This window comes from Vibrio sp. 1-2 (7-a) (assembly GCF_013048515.1).
Lineage (GTDB): Bacteria > Pseudomonadota > Gammaproteobacteria > Enterobacterales > Vibrionaceae > Vibrio > Vibrio diabolicus.
This window is the reverse complement of record NZ_VHSQ01000002.1, coordinates 177930-198593: the sequence shown is the minus strand read 5'-3', so window position 1 is coordinate 198593 and position 20664 is coordinate 177930. Positions and strand designations below refer to the sequence as shown.

The window sequence follows — 20664 nt, the reverse complement described above, 5'->3', positions numbered from 1 at the left end:
CTAATAGATTAGTCTTGTCCGGCTCTGACTCTTAGTTTGTAGAAATCACTGTACCCAGATTTACGGAGTTGAACACCGCTTACACCTTTCGCTCTGGTGATTTTTTCTTGCCCCCAGAACAATGGTAAGATTGTTGTATCAGCTCTGAGCTCCGAGAGTATTCCCTCCAAACGTTTTTCAGGCGTGGGATCTGAGACTGCATCGTGTACGTGATTAACATGCTGTTCAAATTCATCAGAGTGAAGAGCAAATCGAATACCTGTACCTGTTAATAGCCACTCATAAATTCCATAGGTTAAAGGTGGCTCAATGACATCTTCGACAAAGAGCAAGTCGGCTTGTTCTTTTACAAGTTGAGGATTACTAGCGTCAGTTAGCTCCACAAATTCTACATGCAACCCAGTTTGACGGATTAAATCTACGATCCATTGGTTCGCTTTACTTAAATAATCAATCGTCCACTTTGGATGGGTTATGACCAACGTTCCCTCAAGCTGAGGAATATTCTCATTGTGAGAGCTGTCATCGAGAATTTGCATCGTTTCCAAGCTATTCGCTTTGGCAAATTCAAATCTACGACTCTCGATAAAAGAAAATAGGCGCTGCCAAGTTTGCTCGCTTAGTGAGCACTCGGCGCGACGATTACGTGCTAGAAAAGAAAATGCCTGAATCATATAACATTCGGTATCGTCAGTTTCCTGATTATAACTGATGTATTGAGCCAGCTCAGTCCCTTGATGAGAGAGCGTGATTTGCTCCAATAATGCCTTTTTTGCGAAATAGTTATGATGTTTCTTCAGTACTATTTTGTCGGTATCCCAATGCCTAAGTACAAATGGGCCAGTACCTATTGTGATACTGCGACCTTTAAAGCTCTTCTGACGTCGAGTAGTGATAGACGCATTTGCGGTTGCTAAGCAGTAAATGAATAAGTTATTAGGCTGCTTTAAGTCAATACGTATAGCTTGTTTGGCATTATCGAAGCTGATACGAGTGACTTGCTGAAGTAATTTTTGGACGGGGCCATCTGTTGTAACGAGCTTATTTAAAGAGTGTACGACATCTTCTGCTTGTAATGTTAGCCCATCGTGACAGTAGATATCAGGGCGGAGCCAAATATATATACAACTGCCTTCATTTTTGTACTCACAAGCGAGGTGATTTTTTAATTGACCGTAGTGATCAACGGTAAATAGGGTGTCATACAAGCTGCGTATTACCTGCAGTTCTGAAAAGCGATAAGTCAGTGAAGGGGTTAGCTCATCTACCCAAGGATACTGGCTGACGATGAGTGTATTTGAATCTTTGTTTTCTTCTGAAACTTCTGCGAGTGCTTGGCTAAGTGCGCTTACAGCAGTGCTACGGTAATGCTCAAGTAACCTCGAGATGACGTCAAAGCTACCATTGTTGATTTCATTACGAATCGTAAAGTAGAGGGCTTGATGTATTGTTACCGTCACTTTTAGTGTGCTGGCTTTCCCACGGCCACGACCTGGCTCCCAATGGATCCAATTGTAGCTGTCAAGTATTCTCAGTATATTAGATATGTTGCGTCTAGAAGTTGAAAAAACCAGTTCTAAATCGTCGAGGTTTACCTGATACGTTTGAGAGTGTTTGTAATGTTTTAATAACTGGCTCAATCTACGAAGACATGTTTCTGTCATGTTTTATTATGTTTCCTCAATAGATGATTGATTTATTAAAGCTATATAATAAATTGATTTCATATTGTGGTGAAGAAAGGTGATTGCTTAAACCCCTCAGTGTTATTGATTGGCTTATCTTCTTCCCATTTAAAAGTATTGGTGGTTTTCATTTTGACTCTAATATATTACTACTAATATAGAGTAAAGGCTCACTTTTTAATTTTTGCCATAATATTAGTGAGTTATGATTAATGTTAGTGTTTGTTTTATTAGTTGTGTCTAATTAGTTAGGCGTAATGACATGAAAATACCCCCACTCATCTATGCAAATAAGCAGGGGTATAAGTTTATTTTACTTCTGGGAAGGTAGTGAATATCGTCCACTCATCTTTAACCATTCCTTGCTGGCCGACAACAGTGGCAGTAACGCGGCGGTTTAATGCGTGGCTGACACGATCCATACCCGGCTCTGCTAACTGTGTGTCGCCAAAAGCAATAATTGCGAGGCGGTCACCCGGGATTCCTTTTTCTATCAATAGATCGCGTACATTCTCTGCACGATGGCGAGATAGGTTTAAATTGTATTCTGCGCGTCCTACCTTACTTGCGTATCCTTGTATCTCTATAGAAGTGGTTGGATACTTTTTAAGAAATGCAGCCAACTCATCTATCTTGTTTTTAAAAATTTGGTTAATAAGAGCAGAGTCATTATCAAACAAAATCTTAAGTTGGTATTGCTCTTCTTTATGCAAATAGGTTTCACAACCATCATTGTCCACTTCTGCCCCTATTGGAGTACCTACGCAAAGATCACGAGCGTTTATCACACCATCTTGGTCCAAGTCGTTTAGGTCAGCAATCTGATTCGCCTTTGGTATAGGAATGTACGCCAGCTCATCTTTTGCGTATGCACTATGATGACTCATTATGACTAAAGCCAGAGTGATTAGAAGATTCTTTTTCATTGTATTTAGTACTCCACCGATTGAGTCCACTCTTCCGGTATGTCGACGCGCAATGCGTCTAAAAGCTGCCCGGTTGAAGTCAGGGTTCGATATTGTGCGTATTGCTGCGCAAATTGTGTTTCTAAGTAGTTTTTGCGTGATTCAAACAACTCGTTTTCAGTGTTCAGCAGATCAAGTAGGGTGCGCTTTCCAATACGATATTGTTTTTGGTATGCAATAACGGTGTTTGACATGGAATCAACGTGTTGTATTAAAAAAGACTTTTGTTGTTTAGTCAGCTCAAGAGCGCTCCAAGAAAGGCGGAGCTCTTGCTCCACACTTCGGTATGCTCGCTCTCTGAGGTCTTTCGCTTTATTGAGTTGGTAGGCCATACTGTCACTGTTTGCAGAGTCTCGGCCACCGTTGTAAAGGTTGTATCGGACACGGAGCATTGCTTGTGTTTCAGAGTTGAGACCATTTACTCCTCCTACATCATCGTTCCAGCTTTGTTTCGCTTCAAATGAGATGACTGGGAAATAGTTTGCATCTGCTTGTTTATATTGGAACCTGGCAGAATCGACATCTGCGAGTGCTATTTTTATGACAGGATGATTGTCAAAAGCCTGCGATTGGGCCTCGTCTAGAGAATTGGGGATAAAGTTTTGGTCTGCGTGCGGAAAAATAAGGTTAGTTGGTGCTTCACCAACTAAGCGAAAGAATGCTGTTTGAGCGTCTTTATGGTTATTTTGTGCAGCTAAAACATTACTTTGAGCTTTTGCTAAACGAGCTTTAACCTGGTTAAGGTCGGCAACTGAGCCAATTCCTGACTCTGTACGCTTTTTAATATCAGTATAAATTCGCTTATGTGTGTTTAGGTTGCTAGTGGAAAGCGCAGTCAGCTTTTGTGTTTTTACTACATCCAAATAAGCTTTGATGACTTCTAACGCAACATTTTGGGCATCTGCAAGTAACTGATAACGCACAGACTCTGCATCTGCAGAGGTACGATCAATGTCATATAGGGTTTTTGAACCATCCCAGATCAACTGGGTAAGAGTAATTGCCATATCTTTGCGGGTCATCTCGGTATCACTCTTACCAGTAGAGTCGGAAGGGTGAATGCTCTCGTAACCGATACCCGCGTCAATATCGAGACTAGGTTTATATGCTCCACGTGATTTATCGATAATATAACGATTACTCATATACTCGTTAAACGCACTTTTGATATCAGGGTTCGTTGCAAATGTTGTCGCTATTGCTTGTTCTAAAGTTTGTGCGCTAGAAACCAGTGGTATTAGCAAACCAAAACACGCGATACTAATATTACTTAGCTTCACTAAAATCTCCCCAAATAATTTAACGCCAGTTATTTTTCAAAAATAAATATTAAAGATTACTAATGTTACCCAAGGCAAACGTTTCCCTTTGCTTGCTTTTTCGGAATGTAAGCTGCTATTTCAATGAAAATTTAATGACAAGTTTAAAGAATATTAAAAATAGGTCGCATAACATATGTTTTTACGGTGCAAAATAAAACAAATTTAAAACATGAAAATTATTGATAGGATAATTGCGTGTTTTAGATGGGTTAATTGATGCTAGCTTACGCCCAATTGTGTATATCGCTTCTTGAAAATAAGTCTTATTACTTTTTTAGTTTTATGGACTTTGAGATTTTTGTATTTACTAAATGAGGTATAAGCTCTTGGTTGGACCATCAAAATTAACCGCACAAACCTATGTTGTAATCGGCCTAGATGGTCAAATTAAAGCTTTTGCGTCTAAAGAAAACTTGTTACCGGGAGAAGTGGTCGTTGAATTAGTAGAGGGGAAGATCCAACCTCAGCATGTATATATTGCTGACACAGAAGGTGAAGCTCAAACTGATTCTACCGACAAGCTTGCGAAAATATTAGAGGCCATCGAAAAAGGACAAGACCCGAGCGAACTAGGTGATGAATATGCTACTGAAGCTGGTGAAGTTACGGGTTCAAGTTTGACAGCCTCTGGTACTGTTGAACGAACGGGGGCAGAAGTACTAGCAAGTACTTTTTTTGAAACCGCCGGCGTGACGACAGAGCAAAGTACAACGCTATTTAATATTTCTCGATTCACAACCTCAGAGCTTGGTGAAACTGAAGCGTTGATTGATGGTGAAGATAGAGGTGCCGTTCAAGAAGACGTGACGCTTGGAACTTCTGGCAACCTCAGTGTTACTGATCCAAATACAGGTGAAGCGTTATTCCAATCACAGAGTGAGGTTCAAGATAGTTATTGGGGCGTCTTCTCAATTGATGCTTTCGGTAACTGGAATTATCAGCTGAATAATGAGCACGAAGAAGTGCAGGCTTTGGATCATGACAGTGACCCAGTCATCAGAAGTATTACCGTTTTATCTGTAGATGGCACTGAGCATGAAGTTGTGATCTCTATTACGGGCACCGAAGACGCGCCAGTCGTGACGGGCACATTCACGGGCAAGGTGACCGAAGGCAATCTCGGTGATGTTGTGACCGCAGCAGGTACCATTACTATCTCTGATGTTGATAACGGCGACGATCCGATTTTTGCAAACACCACCGTTACGGGCACCTATGGTGAGCTAGCATTGGTGGACGGGAAGTGGACGTATACGCTGGACCAAAGCCAGGTTCAACAGCTGGACGAGGGTGACCGGGTGCAAGACACCATCACTCTCACGGCGACCGATGGCACCCAACAAAAGATCGTGATTGATATTACGGGCACCGAAGATACGCCTATTGTTGACGGTACGTTCACCGGCAAGGTGACCGAAGGCAATCTCGGTGATGTCGCGACCGCAACCGGCACCATGACTATCTCTGATGTTGATAACGGCGACGATCCGATTTTTGCAAACACCACCATTACGGGCACCTATGGTGAGCTAGCATTGGTGGACGGGCAGTGGACGTATACACTGGACCAAAGCCAGGTTCAGCAGTTGGACGAGGGTGATCAGGTACAAGACACCATCACTCTCACGGCGACCGATGGCACTCAACAAAACATCGTGATTGATATTACGGGCACTGAAGACGCGCCAGTCGTGACGGGCACATTCACGGGTAAGGTGACCGAAGGCAACCTCGGTGATGTTGCGACCGCAACAGGCACCATTGCTATTACTGATGTCGATAATGGTGACGATCCGATTTTTGCAAACACCAACGTTACGGGCACCTACGGTGAGCTAGTATTGGTGGATGGAAAGTGGACGTATACGCTGGATCAAAGCCAGGTTCAGCAGCTGGACGAGGGTGACCAGGTGCAAGACACCATCACCCTGACGGCAACCGATGGCACCCAACAAAACATCGTGATTGATATTACGGGCACCGAAGACACGCCTATTGTTGACGGTACGTTCACAGGCAAGGTGACCGAAGGCAACCTCGGTGATGTTGCGACCGCAACAGGCACTATTACTATCTCTGATGTTGATAACGGCGACGATCCGATTTTTGCAAACACCAACGTTACGGGCACCTACGGTGAGTTGGTATTGGTGGATGGTCAGTGGACGTATACGCTGGACCAAAGCCAGGTTCAACAGCTGGACGAGGGTGATCAGGTACAAGATACCATCACCCTGACGGCAACCGATGGCACCCAACAAAACATCGTGATTGATATTACGGGCACCGAAGACGCGCCAGTCGTGACGGGCACGTTCACAGGCAAGGTGACTGAAGGCAATCTCGGTGATGTCGCGACCGCAACAGGCACCATTACCATCTCTGATGTTGATAATGGCGACGAGCCAGTGTTCAGCAACACTACCGTTACGGGCACCTACGGTGAGCTAGTATTGGTGGATGGGAAGTGGACGTATACGCTGGATCAAAGCCAGGTTCAGCAGTTGGACGAGGGTGACCAGGTGCAAGACATCATCACTCTCACGGCGACCGATGGCACCCAACAAAACATTGTGATTGATATTACGGGCACCGAAGACACGCCAGTCGTGACGGGCACGTTTACGGGGTCGGTGACCGAAGGTAATCTCGGTGATGTCGCGACCGCAACAGGCACCATCACCATCTCTGATGTTGATAATGGCGACGAGCCAGTGTTCAGCAACACTACCGTTACGGGCACCTACGGTGAGCTGGTATTGGTGGATGGAAAGTGGACGTATACGCTGGACCAAAGCCAGGTTCAACAGCTGGACGAGGGGGAGCAGGTGCAAGACACCATCACTCTCACGGCGACCGATGGCACCCAACAAAAGATCGTGATTGATATTACGGGCACCGAAGACACGCCCGTTGTGACGGGCACGTTTACGGGGTCGGTGACCGAAGGCAACCTCGGTGATGTCGCGACCGCAACAGGTACCATTACTATTTCTGATGTTGATAATGGCGATGAGCCAGTGTTTAACAACACCACCGTTACGGGCACCTACGGTGAGTTGGTATTGGTGGATGGTCAGTGGACGTATACGCTGGACCAAAGCCAGGTTCAACAGCTGGACGAGGGTGACCAGGTACAAGACACCATCACTCTCACAGCGACCGATGGCACCCAACAAAAGATCGTGATTGATATTACGGGCACCGAAGACACTCCTATTGTTGACGGCACGTTCACCGGCAAGGTGACCGAAGGCAATCTCGGTGATGTCGCGACCGCAACAGGCACCATCACCATCTCTGATGTTGATAATGGTGACGATCCGATTTTTGCAAACACCACCGTTACGGGCACCTATGGTGAGCTAGTATTGGTGGATGGGCAGTGGACGTACACGCTGGATCAAAGCCAGGTTCAACAGTTGGACGAGGGTGACCAGGTGCAAGATACCATCACTCTCACAGCGACCGATGGCACACAACAAAGCATCGTGATTGATATTACGGGCACCGAAGACACGCCCATGGTTGACGGTATGTTTACCGGCAAGGTGACCGAAGGTAATCTCGGTGATGTCGCGACCGCAACAGGCACCATCACCATCTCTGATGTTGATAATGGCGATGAGCCAGTGTTCAGCAACACTACCGTTACGGGCACCTATGGTGAGTTAGCATTGGTGGATGGGCAGTGGACGTATACGCTGGACCAAAGTCTGGTTCAAGAGTTAGATGAGGGTGAGCAGGTGCAAGACACCATCACTCTCACGGCGACCGATGGCACTCAACAAAAGATCGTGATTGATATTACGGGCACTAATGATGTTCCTGAATTTGTTAGTGGGAGTAATGACAACTTTGGTTTGGATGCCCAAGGTAAAACCGACATCGATAGTTACCAGTTTAGCGTTGATGAAAACAGTCAATCGGGTGTAATTGGAAAAGTAAATGCATTCGATGTCGATCAGGACAGTCAGATAACGTATCACTTAAACGGTCATAGCGAACTGTTTGAAATCAACAGTCTTACCGGTGAGATCAGTGTCAAAAATGGTGCAAATCTGGACCATGAATCTATCGATAACTACCAGCTAGAAGTGGAAGCTCGTGACCAGTTTGGTGGTAAAGACACCGCTCAGGTCGAAGTGTTGGTTCGCGATATTAATGAAGCCCCTCTTGCTGAAGATGATAAGGGCCTTGAAAAAACGACCAAGACACTTGACCAGAGCAACTGGGATGACAGTGCTGATATCACAGTCGATTACTATGTGATTGATACTCGATCTGGAAACAAGGTTTCTGATGCATCGAAAGCTGATTATATTGGTGACGGTGACCACAAATATGGCGTTAGTTCTGCGCTAGATAGCGGCTCAGACCGGGTTCAAGACGGTCAGATTCGATATGATGATGCAACCGGACAAAGTGAAGCAATGCGCTTCTCCTTCGCTAATGGTCAGGTTGCCGATCATGCTGAAGTTGAAGTGAAAAACCTATGGACAGACACTTCGAACGGTAGCTGGGAGCCTGGTATTGAGCGCGGTGTTTGGAAGGCTTACTACAAAGGTGACTTGGTTGCGACAGGTGTGTTTGAAGGTACCCGTGGTGGTAATCAAGTAGTCAACATCAATGCAGATGGGCGTTTCTTCGATAGTATTGAAATGTCTACTACCAGCTATAAAGACGGTGTCATTGATCCTAAAGGCTCAGAGTACTTTATTACTCAGGTATCAGCGGACCTGACGACCTTTGATGAAGCTTACCAGACCAACGGCTCAGGCACTTTAGAGCTGGATGTTCTAGCGAATGACAGCGACCCGGATGGTGACGCTCTGACTATTATCGACTATCCATCAGAAAGCTTCCTTAGTCTGCAAGATGGTAAATTGGTCTTTGATGCGGCCAAGTACCTAGAGTCACTGCCAGCTGATCAACAAACCCTGAAAACGGGTGAAGTGAAAGATTATACTTTCGAATACACCATCCGTGATGACGACGGCCTGACTGATAAAGCAGAAGTTACCGTTAGTGTGATGGGTGAGCCTATGTCGCTCAGTGATGCACACGCAGCATTGGATGAATCTCAAGTTGGTACGGATACTGGCGTACATGCTGAAGGCAACTTTATCGCAAACCTCGGGTCTGCAACGGAGGCTGAATATCACTTCAACGCCGAGCAAAACCTAGGTGGTTTCATCAGCGATGGTAAAGAGGTCGTGTTTGAAGTGAGTGCAGATCAGAGCACTCTAACTGGTTATACAGGAACAGGTGCCGACCGCATCAGGGTGGTTCAAGCCAACATAGATAGCAAAACGGGTCATTTCACAGTTGATCAACATATGCCTCTTGATCATGCGGAGCAGGGGGCGGACATGCTGGATATCCGCGCCAGCGTCGAGGTGAATGCCGGAGGTCAGTCTGAGAGTGCCACCTTGCATCTGAATGTAACGGATTCATTACCGTCATCGTCTTCAGCTCACTACGAAATAAATGATGTTGATTCACAAAGTAATAGTGTTGTGATTGCACTTGATGCGTCAGAATCAATGCTCGACTGGGTAACAGATGCAGACGGACAATATGTTACTCGCTGGCAACTTGCTCAAGACTCTATTAAGTCAATGTTTGAGCAATACCAAGATTTGGGTCCAGTAAGTTTTAGAATTGCAACTTACAGCGGAAAACCATCTGGCCAGATTTCTGAGTGGCTAGATTCTGCCGAGGCCATTGATGCCTTTATCTCTGGTATACATCCATATGCATCGACGCCATATAACCAGGCCGTTGACCAAATAAATGAAATACTTAGTGATCCAGAAGATGATGCATTACTTAGTAATACCGATACCCAGCTTTACTTTATCTCAGATGGTCGACCTTCCGATTTTACCTATTGGACAAATCAAACGAACGTGGGAGAAGTTCAAACCCGTGAAAACTTGATTAAGTGGTCAACATCAGATGATTTTGAAAGTGAACAGCGTTATCAGGACATAGTGAATGGTCGGGTTCAGCCTACTTCTGAAGAAGAGGGCATCATTCTGCAAAATGCGATGGAAAATGGCATCAGCAGTAGCGGTCAGGATGTTGAAAATATCTGGTCTGTCGGTATCGGTAATGGTGCGTCTCTGGAACACCTGGAGTCGATCGCGACAGATAAAGGCAGTGCTATTGTCGTTGTAGATGATTCTCAGATTGGGGATTTGCTTAGCAAAACGGTCTCAGGCCAGTTGCAAGGTAACCTTCTGGATGACAATGGCGGTGATGCTCAGTGGGTAGATCACATCACTATCGATGGCGAGATATATTACTACAACAAAATAAACGGTGATGTCACTACCAGCGATGGCACGAAAATATCGGATCATTCTCTGGCGCAAATTGATACCAACCACGGCAAGCTGACCATTAACTTTGAAAATGGTCACTACGACTATCAAGCGAGCAATGTTGTAGGTCATCAACAAGAGAAGCTTGACGTTACGGTTATCGATGCTGACGGTGATACTACAAATAGTGAAGTTACCATTGATATCCGAGATCGCGCACCAGAATTCATCAGTGTCGGTGATACAGACCAAACCCAAGGCACCGATGCCAACGGTATGCCAACAGAAGATACAGCAAGCTTTGACGTCGCTGAGCAAGAAGTTGGGGTATTAGTCGGCCAGGTGGAAGCGTTTGATCCGGATGGCAGTGACACCAGAAAGTATGAATTGAGTGGTGGTGATGCTGATCTATTCCGTGTTGACTCTAATAGTGGTGAGATTTGGCTAAAAGATGGTGTAAAACTGGATCACTCGACTCAGCAAACGTATCAGTTGGAAGTGTCTGCAAGCGATGGTGTTGATACCGATACAACTCAGGTTATCCTGAATGTCACTGAGAACCATGCCCCAACCTCATCTCCAGTTCAGGGCTTTGCTCAGATGGAAGACTTACCGATCAATAAAGTGACGGTAGTGTTCGACCACTCGAACAGCATGACCCGTACCTTTGACGGTGAGAATACCGTGGGTCGTGATGCAACCGCACCGAAAACTGAATCGAGAGCTTACAAAGCAGCAGCAGCGTTACATTCCATGGTTGAAAACATGATTGCCGATGGAGGAGAATCAAACACCTATATCCGTCTGGTACGTTTCGACGGTGATACATCCACACATAGCTGGCTGACCTTGAGTGAAGTTGAGTTGATGACACGCCCACCAGAGATGAATGGCCGTGATTCAAACGATTTAAGTTTCCAAAATGAAGTGTCAGAATATGTGCGTAACTGGTGTGACGTAGAATACGGTACTAATACGGATTACGATAAAGCTTTAGAGGCTGTAATGGAGCCTGGTGAGGCGAGTAATGCCGTTTACCCTTGGCAGGATGGTTGGGACTATTTCGGTCCAGAAAAACCGTCTGAGAGTAAGGACACCATATTCTTTATCTCAGATGGCGAACCCAACCCTAGCGAGGGCGCTGTTACTTCTCCTGATCTAGCCGAGCGCTGGGAGGATTACAAACAGACTCATGACGCCAAAGTATATGGGATTGGTATTGCTCTCTCTGATAATGTCAAAGCAGCAGAGGCTCTAGATGAGCTTAGCGACAAAGTGGTGTTTATCGACTCAGGTGAAGACTTGGGGCAGTACCTAAACCAGTTCTCTCCCGATCCAATTGCCGGTGAGTTACTGGCGGGAAGCCAGGACGCTGATGGTGATAGCATGACCGTTTCTTTGGCAGAAGGCGATTTCACTCTGTTGGGCGCAGAACTGCACGGTGTAAGCGTAAATCAGCCGTTAGTTTCTTCATCCAGTGACGTAGATGGTCAGCTTCATATCCAGACAGCGTTCGGCACCTTGGAAGTGTCATCCAATGGCAGTTATAGCTTTACTCAAAGCGATGAGCTTACTCTACAGGGTGACCAGCAGGCGGATATGCATTTCTTGTTTAAAGTGTCTGATGGTAAAGGTGGCATAAGTGAAAACGTCTTTACACTTACATTGAACGATTCTGGCACCGATATTGCCCAAACTGAGCGCCATGCGTCGGTGGGAGATGAGTTTGCGAATAGTATCACTGGTGGCGAAAGCATTGATATTTTGCTAGGACAAGCAGGTGAAGATACGTTGAGTGGTGGCGCAGGCGATGACATTCTGGTTGGTGGGCTTGGAAACGATATCCTGACGGGAGGTCTAGGCAGTGACATCTTGACAGGTGGAGAGGGTATTGACACCTTCACCTTTACTCAAGAATCACTGGACATGACGTCATCAAGAGATGTGATTAAAGACTTTAGGCTGGATGAAGACAAGTTGGATTTGAGTGACATTCTTGAGTTTGTCGGTGACGACACAACGGATATGGATAACTTGTTGGAACACGTAAGCGCAGACTACGATAGTGCCCAAGATACTCTGAATTTGACGATTACTGGAGAAGGCAGCAACACAATGTCAGTGGCATTAGAGAACTTTGATTTATCAGGGTTGGAGCTAGGGTCGTCAGCGACATCTCATGAAATTGTTGATCAGCTGTTCCATCACCAAGTTTTTAACGTGGATTAGTATTACCTGAAGATAAAGTTATTTTAGTAAACAGCACCTGATTGAATCATCAGGTGCTGTTTTTCTTTTCTGCTGTTGTTAGTTACCGACTTTTTGCCTAACCACTTCAAAAATTGGCAGTAGTAAATGCACTGCTTCGCACTTTAAGTGGTTCTTTGGTTACATGTTTTGATAGCTTGGTCCGCCACCACCTTCTGGCGCTTTCCATGTGATGTTTTGTGAAGGATCTTTGATGTCACAGGTTTTGCAATGCACGCAGTTGGCGGCATTTATCTGAAACTTCAACTTACTCTCAACTTCCACCACTTCGTAAACCCCCGCAGGGCAATAGCGCTGGCTCGGCTCGTCATACATACCCAAATTCACATCAATTGGAATGTGAGGATAAGTCAGAACAAGGTGACAAGGTTGATTCTCTTCGTGCTGTGTTCCCGACAAAAATACCGACGAAGGCTTATCAAAACTGATTTCACCATCTGGTTTTGGGTATGTAATTGGTTGGCACTCTTGTTTAGGTTTTAACTGTTCGTGATCGTACGAATAGTCCTTGACAGTCCAAGGTAACGGCTTCTTAACCAGTGGTTGCCATAGGTTATGCTCAAAGGTCGAAAGTGCACCGCCCAGTATGCTGCCAAACTTGTGGATGTTCGCACCAAAGTTACGTGTTTCGGCGAGCTCGTCATACAACCATGATGATTCAAACAATGACTGGTAGTCTGGCTCAGAAGCCCCAGTTTGTAGGGCAGTATGTACTGCTTCTGCTGCAATGATTCCGGACTTCATCGCTGTGTGGCTACCTTTAATTTTAGCGACATTCAAAGTTCCTGCATCACAACCAATCAATAAACCGCCGGGGAATTGCTGTTTCGGCAGAGAAGAAAGTCCACCTTTTGCAATGGCTCTTGCGCCATATGCGATACGTTGTGCACCTTTAAGATGTTGCTTGATAGCTGGATGGTGCTTAAAGCGTTGAAATTCGTCAAACGGGCTTAAGTAAGGGTTGCTGTAGTTTAAATCTACGATCAAACCGACCGCGATTTGGTTGTTTTCCATATGATATAGAAAACCGCCGCCAGTGGTACTTGTCTCGCTCAAAGGCCAGCCAGCGGAGTGGATAACACTGCCAGATACATCCTTGCTGTCAGTGGGTAATTCCCATATCTCTTTTAGGCCAAGCGCGTAGTGCTGAGGTTGCTTGCCTGCGTCTAGGTCGAACCTTTGAATAAGTTCTTTACCCAGATGTCCGCGACAACCTTCAGCAAAAAGGGTGTATTTTGCCTTTAGCTCGATACCTGGCTCAAAGTTAGATTTGGCTTGGCCGTCCTTATCTAGTCCCATATCGCTCGTATTAATGCCTGTCACGGCGCCACTCTGATCATAATTGATGTTTGCAGCGGCAAAGCCAGGAAAAACTTCCACCCCAAGACTTTCTGCTTGGTTAGCGAGCCAACGGCAAAGGTTGGCAAGGCTAATTACATAATTATTTTCGCCATTTATCATTGGACGTGGCGTAAGGAAATGAGGGACGCGAATATGGTTTTGCTCAGTAGTAAGATAAAGGAAATGGTCTTGCTGAACTGAGGCTGATAGCGGGGCATCCATTTCTTTCCAATCGGGGAAAAGTTCATCCAAGGCATTGGTTTCAAAAACAGCGCCAGATAAAATATGTGCGCCCACTTCTGAGCCTTTTTCTACAACGCAAATTGAAAGTGCGTCACCTTCACTATCTTGGTTGAGTTGAGCTAGGCGACAAGCGGCACTTAAGCCCGCAGGTCCGGCTCCCACGATCACGACATCAAACTCCATGCATTCTCGTTCCATCTATCTGCTTCCTTTCTATTATCGTCATCTGCGTGACAGGTTTTTGGTTTCTATACAGAAAACTATAGCTCAGTTGACGTTAACGTGAAGTGAACTAAGCTCAAGTAATGGATCTGACGTGTTATACGAGGCATGACCATGGACGACCGACCATTAGCAACACTTGTCATTGCGGAACATGACAACCAGTCCTTGGCTGTAGGGACGCTGTGTGCAATTAAAGCGGCATTTGATATCAAGGATGGTGATAAATCGCTTTCTGTGTCTGTATTGCTTATTGGTTATCAGTGCCAATCAGTTTTGGATGAGTTGAAGTGTGTTAAGGGCGTTGCAGAAATTATCTGGGTTGACGCGAAGGAATACGAGCATGGGTTAGCGGAAAACATTGCGCCTTTGATCTCACAAGTAGCCAAAAATTACTCACATATTCTTTCTCCTGCTAGTACGTTTGGTAAGAATGTAATGCCTCGCGTGGCGGCGTTGCTCGATGTAGGGCAACTCTCGGACGTGATGACAATCGAGTCTATCGATACGGTGATTCGTCCAATTTATGCCGGGAATGCATTGGCGAGAGTCACGTCGAACGACCTCTATAAAGTGATGACCATACGAATTACGGCTTTTGATGCCGTAGAGCTGTCAGACACACCAGTTGTCCCTAAGGTTACTCAAGTCGATACGGTTATTATCAACAAACTTAGTGAGTTTATTTCGCAGCAAACGCCAGAAAGTGAGCGACCAGAATTGCCAGCGGCTAGAGTGGTGGTATCGGGTGGTCGTGCATTCGGGAGTAAAGAGAAGTTTGCTTTAGTCGAACAATTGGCTGACAAGCTAGGTGGAGCGGTAGGAGCGTCCCGAGCGGCGGTTGATGCGGGGTATGTGTCTAATGACCATCAAGTCGGGCAAACTGGTAAAATTGTTGCACCTGAATTATACATTGCCGTCGGAATTTCTGGTGCTATTCAACATTTAGCGGGAATGAAAGACTCAAAGGTGATTGTCGCAATTAACAGCGATCCCGATGCGCCTATTTTTGACATCGCTGACTATGGGTTGGTCGGCGATTTATTTGAGGTGATGCCGGAGTTGCTAGAGAAGCTGTAGATATAATCTGTTCTCTCAAACAAAAGGCTTCCGAACTGGAAGCCGTTATCATTTGGTTTTTACCAGTTACTTTTCGCTCGGGCGTTGAAGGTGTTCTGCAAGCACTTTAGTAAACCTTGCTGCTTCACCACCAGTACAAGCGCGATGATCAAACGTTACGGATAGCGGCATTGCTTTCACCGAAATTGCTTGACCATTTCTTATCACCACTCGGTCGAGTATTCGACCAGCACCAACAATAGCGACTTGCGGAGGTGTGACGACAGGTGTCGCGTAAATGCCGGCAATCGCTCCGAAGTTGGAAAGCGTAATCGTCGCGTGCTGTAATTGCTCTCGACCGATTTTTCTCTCTCTGATCCCTTCAACAGTTTGATCGAGCCAACGACGAACATCTTGTGGCTCGTATTCATCTGCGTGGCGCAATACGGGTACGTACAAGCCATGACGGCTATCTACAGCAATACCAAGGTTAACTGTATTGTGCACGCAACGTGTCATGGTTTCTGCATCAAACCAAGCATTTAAAGCGGGCTCTTCCTGACACGCATGAACAATCGCTTGAACCAGACGGATACTGATGTCTTCGTTCGGCAGCCAGTCTTCCAGCAACGCTTCTTCTGTAATGGTCACGGCAGCAACGTGCTCGTGTGACTCAGTCATCGAGGACACCATGGTGCGTCGAGCACCTTTCAATACTTCTGTGCCCGGACGCTGTTTTCCGGCTTCGTCGTAAATGTCGGCATCAACGATAAGACCGTTTGGACCACTGCCTGACACGAGATTAAGATCTACTCCAAGTTTTTGTGCCAATAGACGAGCCGACGGTAGAGCAGTAACTAGATTACTCTCAGTCGTGTTGTGATTGCCTCCAATCCAGAAGTCATCGACGTTAACGTGATGCGCTTGATGAGAAACATTGCCGACAACGGTTGCGGCGTCAGCGGTCTCTTTTTTCTCTACCGTTGCCCCGCGCTCTGCGCCAGTTTCGTCAATTTCGAGTAGCAATGCGCCAATATTGACGATATCACCTTCTTCCCCATGACGGCTGACTACACGGCCCGAGTAGGGGGCGGGAACGTCGACCGTCGCTTTTGCTGTCTCGACAGTTAAGATCACTTGATCCAACTTAACCATGTCACCGACATTAACGTGCCATTTTACAATTTCTGATTCAGCGAGGCCTTCGCCGAGATCGGGTAAGTTAAACGTCTTCATTTCCAATCCTCCACGAGTTCGCGCGCTGCGGTCACAATGTCTTCTTCCTGAACCATGAAATAATCTTCGTTACGGTAATAAGGCATAATGGTATCCATTCCAGTTACTCGTTTAGGTGGGGCTTTTAGTAAGCACATGGCGTGTTCGGCTGTTCGAGCTAAAAGCTCAGAGCCCACACCACAAGTTTTACTCGCTTCATGAACAACGAGTAAACGTCCGGTTTTTTCTAGTGAGCTGAAAATCGTTGCGGTATCAATTGGCTTAATGCTCGCCAAATCAATCACCTCGACTTCAATTCCTTGACTAGATAAGGTCTGTGCGGCTTGAAGTGACTCTACGACGCATGCGCCCCAAGTAACAAGCGTGATATCTCGCCCCTTACGTAAGGTGAAGCAGGTGTCGAGTGGAAGTGCTTCGCCATTATCAACGACTTCAGATTTTACGGTTCGATAAATGCGTTTCGGTTCGAAGAACATGACAGGATCATTACTTCGAATCGCGGCGAGAAGCAGGCCGTATGCGCGTTGAGGTGAAGAAGGAATCACTACTTTAAAGCCAGCAGTGTGCGCAAATAGCGCCTCTACACTTTCTGAGTGGTGCTCTGGAGCGTGAATACCGCCACCAAATGGCGCACGAAAAACCGCAGGGCAAGTGAGGCGACCGCGAGTTCGGTTACGCATGCGTGCCGCGTGGCACATTAAGTGCTCCATTGCCGGAAAAACAAAACCTTGAAATTGAAATTCGGCGACAGGTCGTAATCCTTGCGTTGCCATACCGACCGCAACACCGCCGATTAACGCTTCAGCGAGGGGCGTATCGATCACTCGTTTGAGACCAAACTCTTGTTTGAGTCCTACGGTGGCACGGAATACGCCACCATTATCACCTACGTCCTCACCTAACACGACAACATTTTGGTCTTGTTGCATTTCGTGGTGCAGAGCGAGGTTTACTGCTTCAACTAACGTTAGTTCAGCCATGTTTGCCTCCCTGCATTCGCATTGCTTTGTTGATGAGTTCATCTCTTTGAGCGTGAAGCTCTTGGGGAAGCGATTCATACAAATAATCGAACCCAGTTTCTGGTGCTTGTGACGGTAAGCTGAGGTAGCGCTCAACTGCCAGTTCCACTTGTTCCTTGCAGTATTCTAGCCATTGTTGCTCTTGTTCATCGCTCCAAGCTCCTTGATTAAGGAGATACGTTTTAAGACGTGCTATAGGTTCGTATTGCCATGCGGTTTGAACATCGTCCTCTTTACGATAACGAGTCGCATCATCGGCAGTAGTGTGGTCACTTAATCGGTAACTGACCGCTTCGATGAGTGTTGCGCCTTTCCCTTTTCTCGCTCTCTCAAGTGCGGTCTTGGTTGCATCATAAACGGCGACGACATCGTTACCATCTACCGTAATGCCCGGTATACCAGCGCCTTGCGCTTTTTCTGATAAGAAATCGGCAGCACATTGAAGGCTACGCGGCACTGAAATTGCCCACTGGTTGTTATTCACAACGAAAACAAGTGGAATATTCCAAGCACCCGCACAGTTTATTGACTCTAGAAAATCCCCTTTGGATGTACCGCCATCGCCGCACATGACTAGCGCAGCTTCATGGTTACCTTGAATTTTCAGTGCGGAAGCCACCCCGACAGCGTGCGTACATTGCGTCGCAATGGGGACACAGAATGGAAGATCTCGGCTAGGAATTGGGCTGCCCTCAGGAGCAAAATCACTACCGCGCTCATCACCGCCCCAGTATTGAAGATTCTTCTCCATGCCAATACCACGACACCACATTGCAGGCATATCGCGATAATAAGGGACAAATACATCATCGGCTTTCAGCGCTCTGCCGACCGCAATGCCGATGGCTTCAGCACCTAGGTGCGAAGGGTAGGTCCCTAACTTGCCGGTGCGTTGCAACGCAACGGCTTTGTTGTCGTAAGTGCGAGTTAATACCATGTCTCGGTAAAACCCGACCAAAGTTTCAGTGTCAGCCCAGTTGGGTAGTTGGCCGACTAGGTCCCCATGATGGTCGATAAACCGATGCATGGGTAATGCCTGAACGTTCATCTCAAGCTCCTTTTGACGCTGCGTGTCTTTTGGACTGCAGCTGTTCATATCAAACCAGAGTTTGTATGGGTACTCAAACTCTGATATCAGCGCAAAGGCCATACCTAAGGTTGCTTGTGTTTTCTATAGCTGTAGGCATCTGTACGTCCTTTAAACTATTTTCCGATAACACCGCTGCGGCTATTTCATCGCAAGACACAGAGAAACATTTTTTCTGCATCTAACCCTCTAACTAAATCGTGGTATAGCCAGATACAATAAGTGTAAACAAATTGTTAAATTGTGCTTCATTTTGACTTTTGACCAGTAGTAAAGTTTTGCTTACACCCTAATTTGGCAGAGTAATGTGCTGTTATTTTGCTATTGGTATTTTTAAACTCGAATTTAATTACTGGTTAATGAAACATATTTGCAACAAAATTTGGCTGTAAAATTTGACAAAGTGAGTCATTATTAATGAATCAACTCAAGTAGTTGTTATGTGTTGTATTGAGATTTTTGTTGTGCCCGAAACTCCGGCCTTATGAGAATACATAACTTCTTCCCAACAGAGTGGAATCAGGGTAGGGTGACGGCATTACAAATGTATACCCTCGGCGGTCCTTGAGCTTATCAACAGTAGATGGTGCTCAAGTCGAAGTGATTATGGAGAAATTATGTATCACGCTCATGTTTATTTTCCTTTAAGAGAACAAGATAAAGCGCAAGCCTTGAACGAGATCATCCGTCAAGAGCGTCAAGATGTGCTGCGTGTGTTTCCTTTGGTTGGAAGATTGGTTGGCCCACATAAAATGCCGATGTTTGAAATTCACCTAGAGTCATTGAGTGAAGAGTTTTTGGCTTGGCTCGATACGATTCGAGGTGATTTTTCTGTGCTTATCCATCCTGTGAGTGAAGAAGAGTTGCTCGATCATACGGAACGCGCGATTTGGCTGGGTAGAGAGATTGGTGTATTTGAAGAGAAGCTAGAGAAATAGCTGTTCCTCCCGCATGTATGACCGCTTTGAATGCTTCTCCCCTCATCGCGGTCACCGTAGCAAGTTAGCGTTTTCATGTTCGTTAATAAGTCGCGATTTCCTTTTCTCCATTCTGCAGGCCCTGTTTTTGTGTGCTAAACCTACAAGTAGGCTTTTGAGCTTAAACATCAAGTGAGACCATGTTTCTGTTTAGCATGTCGTTAAATAAGTTTTGGCAGCAATAAAATAATAAGTTCAGATAAATGAAATAGGTATAGCAGGGAAGTGCAGTTTACGACCCCAACGCCATTGGCAGTGGAGCCGATAATTTCTGAGGGGGAAGGGTATGTTTTCGATACTCTTGGTCATACTTTCACTGTATATATTTTGGTTGTTGTTTCGCAACGGACCAGCATTCGCCGAGCGCGTCGCTCATCAAAAACGTAACTGGGTTGGACCTACCGCCAACAAAGAAGAATGGCGAGGATATTGTACGGATGTATTTCAGCCGTTCAGTTCTCAAACGACTTTTTACGCCATCGCTTATTTTGCGAATTATATTGCAGCAGCAAATGCGATATCTTGGTCAACAGTATATGAAGGGGATTACCCGATCATCATAAGCCGATTTGGTAGCTACTTTATTTTAAATACTCACGATTCACTAGTGGTTGCAGGGTTTATTGCGCTTGCTTTCTTTATCATCAATTGGCAGCTTGCCATGCACTGTTCTGGTATTCTTAGTCAGTATCTAGTGCGGATTCTTATTATCAATCGAACTCGCTTTGTTGCGATTAGCTTAGTGTTTTGCAGTTACTTTGCGTATCTCTTGACTGTTGGTATTTTCTGGTTGTTCCATGACGGTTATTCGATCTGGCACGGGTTAACGCTTACTCCTGTATTCTTATTATTAGCGTTATTGGTTGCGGTTGTTTTGCCATCTATGAAAAAAGAGAGCAATAAACCTTAGA

Annotated in this window: 11 protein-coding genes; 4 read left to right on the top strand and 7 right to left on the bottom strand. The window is 45.7% G+C overall.

Features of this window, described 5'->3' with window-relative positions:
- Positions 1 to 8 precede the first annotated feature (8 nt).
- The 3 genes from FKN08_RS08525 to FKN08_RS08515 form a co-directional block, all read right to left on the bottom strand.
- Entirely contained in the window at positions 9 to 1664 is a 1656-nt protein-coding gene (locus FKN08_RS08525) for an ABC transporter substrate-binding protein (protein WP_170891811.1), read from the bottom strand.
- Between the two features lie 329 nt (positions 1665 to 1993).
- Positions 1994 to 2611 carry an OmpA family protein gene (locus tag FKN08_RS08520; RefSeq protein ID WP_170891809.1) on the bottom strand — a complete coding sequence of 206 codons (618 nt, stop codon included), beginning with the start codon at positions 2609 to 2611 and terminating at the stop codon, positions 1994 to 1996.
- A 5-nt stretch (positions 2612 to 2616) separates the two neighbouring features.
- Positions 2617 to 3930, bottom strand: a complete 1314-nt coding sequence (locus FKN08_RS08515; RefSeq protein ID WP_170891807.1) for a TolC family outer membrane protein — start codon at positions 3928 to 3930, stop codon at positions 2617 to 2619.
- Positions 3931 to 4283: 353 nt separating this feature from the next.
- Between FKN08_RS08515 and FKN08_RS08510 the strand changes: the two genes are divergently transcribed.
- On the top strand, positions 4284 to 12530 hold the full coding sequence (locus FKN08_RS08510) for a VCBS domain-containing protein (protein WP_170891805.1): 8247 nt from the start codon (positions 4284 to 4286) through the stop codon (positions 12528 to 12530).
- A 159-nt stretch (positions 12531 to 12689) separates the two neighbouring features.
- Here the strand turns inward: FKN08_RS08510 and FKN08_RS08505 are convergent, their stop codons facing one another.
- On the bottom strand, positions 12690 to 14351 hold the full coding sequence (locus FKN08_RS08505; RefSeq protein ID WP_170891804.1) for an electron transfer flavoprotein-ubiquinone oxidoreductase: 1662 nt from the start codon (positions 14349 to 14351) through the stop codon (positions 12690 to 12692).
- Between the two features lie 138 nt (positions 14352 to 14489).
- On the opposite strand from FKN08_RS08505, the gene FKN08_RS08500 reads away from it, so the two are divergent.
- Complete coding sequence (locus tag FKN08_RS08500) at positions 14490 to 15455, top strand: FAD-binding protein (RefSeq protein WP_170891802.1); 966 nt, start codon at positions 14490 to 14492, stop codon at positions 15453 to 15455.
- Positions 15456 to 15521: 66 nt separating this feature from the next.
- Here FKN08_RS08500 and FKN08_RS08495 read toward each other — a convergent pair whose 3' ends face one another.
- Genes FKN08_RS08495 through pdhA form a run of 3 tightly spaced genes read right to left on the bottom strand, consistent with a single transcriptional unit; the run spans position 15522 to position 18737 of the window.
- Positions 15522 to 16670 (bottom strand): dihydrolipoamide acetyltransferase family protein, encoded by a 1149-nt coding sequence (locus FKN08_RS08495; RefSeq protein ID WP_047009272.1) that lies wholly within the window; start codon positions 16668 to 16670, stop codon positions 15522 to 15524.
- Positions 16667 to 17650 carry an alpha-ketoacid dehydrogenase subunit beta gene (locus FKN08_RS08490; protein WP_005395620.1) on the bottom strand — a complete coding sequence of 328 codons (984 nt, stop codon included), beginning with the start codon at positions 17648 to 17650 and terminating at the stop codon, positions 16667 to 16669. Before FKN08_RS08490 ends, FKN08_RS08495 begins: the two co-directional genes overlap by 4 nt.
- Complete coding sequence (pdhA, locus tag FKN08_RS08485) at positions 17643 to 18737, bottom strand: pyruvate dehydrogenase (acetyl-transferring) E1 component subunit alpha (protein WP_012842500.1); 1095 nt, start codon at positions 18735 to 18737, stop codon at positions 17643 to 17645. The genes FKN08_RS08490 and pdhA overlap by 8 nt, the downstream gene beginning before the upstream one ends.
- Positions 18738 to 19393: 656 nt before the next feature.
- On the opposite strand from pdhA, the gene FKN08_RS08480 reads away from it, so the two are divergent.
- Together FKN08_RS08480 and FKN08_RS08475 are read left to right on the top strand one after the other, a co-directional pair.
- Positions 19394 to 19714: a DOPA 4,5-dioxygenase family protein gene (locus FKN08_RS08480; protein WP_005375836.1), complete on the top strand. Its 321-nt coding sequence runs from the start codon at positions 19394 to 19396 to the stop codon at positions 19712 to 19714.
- A gap of 325 nt (positions 19715 to 20039) precedes the next feature.
- The gene (locus FKN08_RS08475; protein ID WP_005395624.1) at positions 20040 to 20663 is read left to right on the top strand and encodes a hypothetical protein; all 624 of its coding nucleotides are present in this window, start codon (positions 20040 to 20042) and stop codon (positions 20661 to 20663) included.
- Position 20664 lies beyond the last annotated feature (1 nt).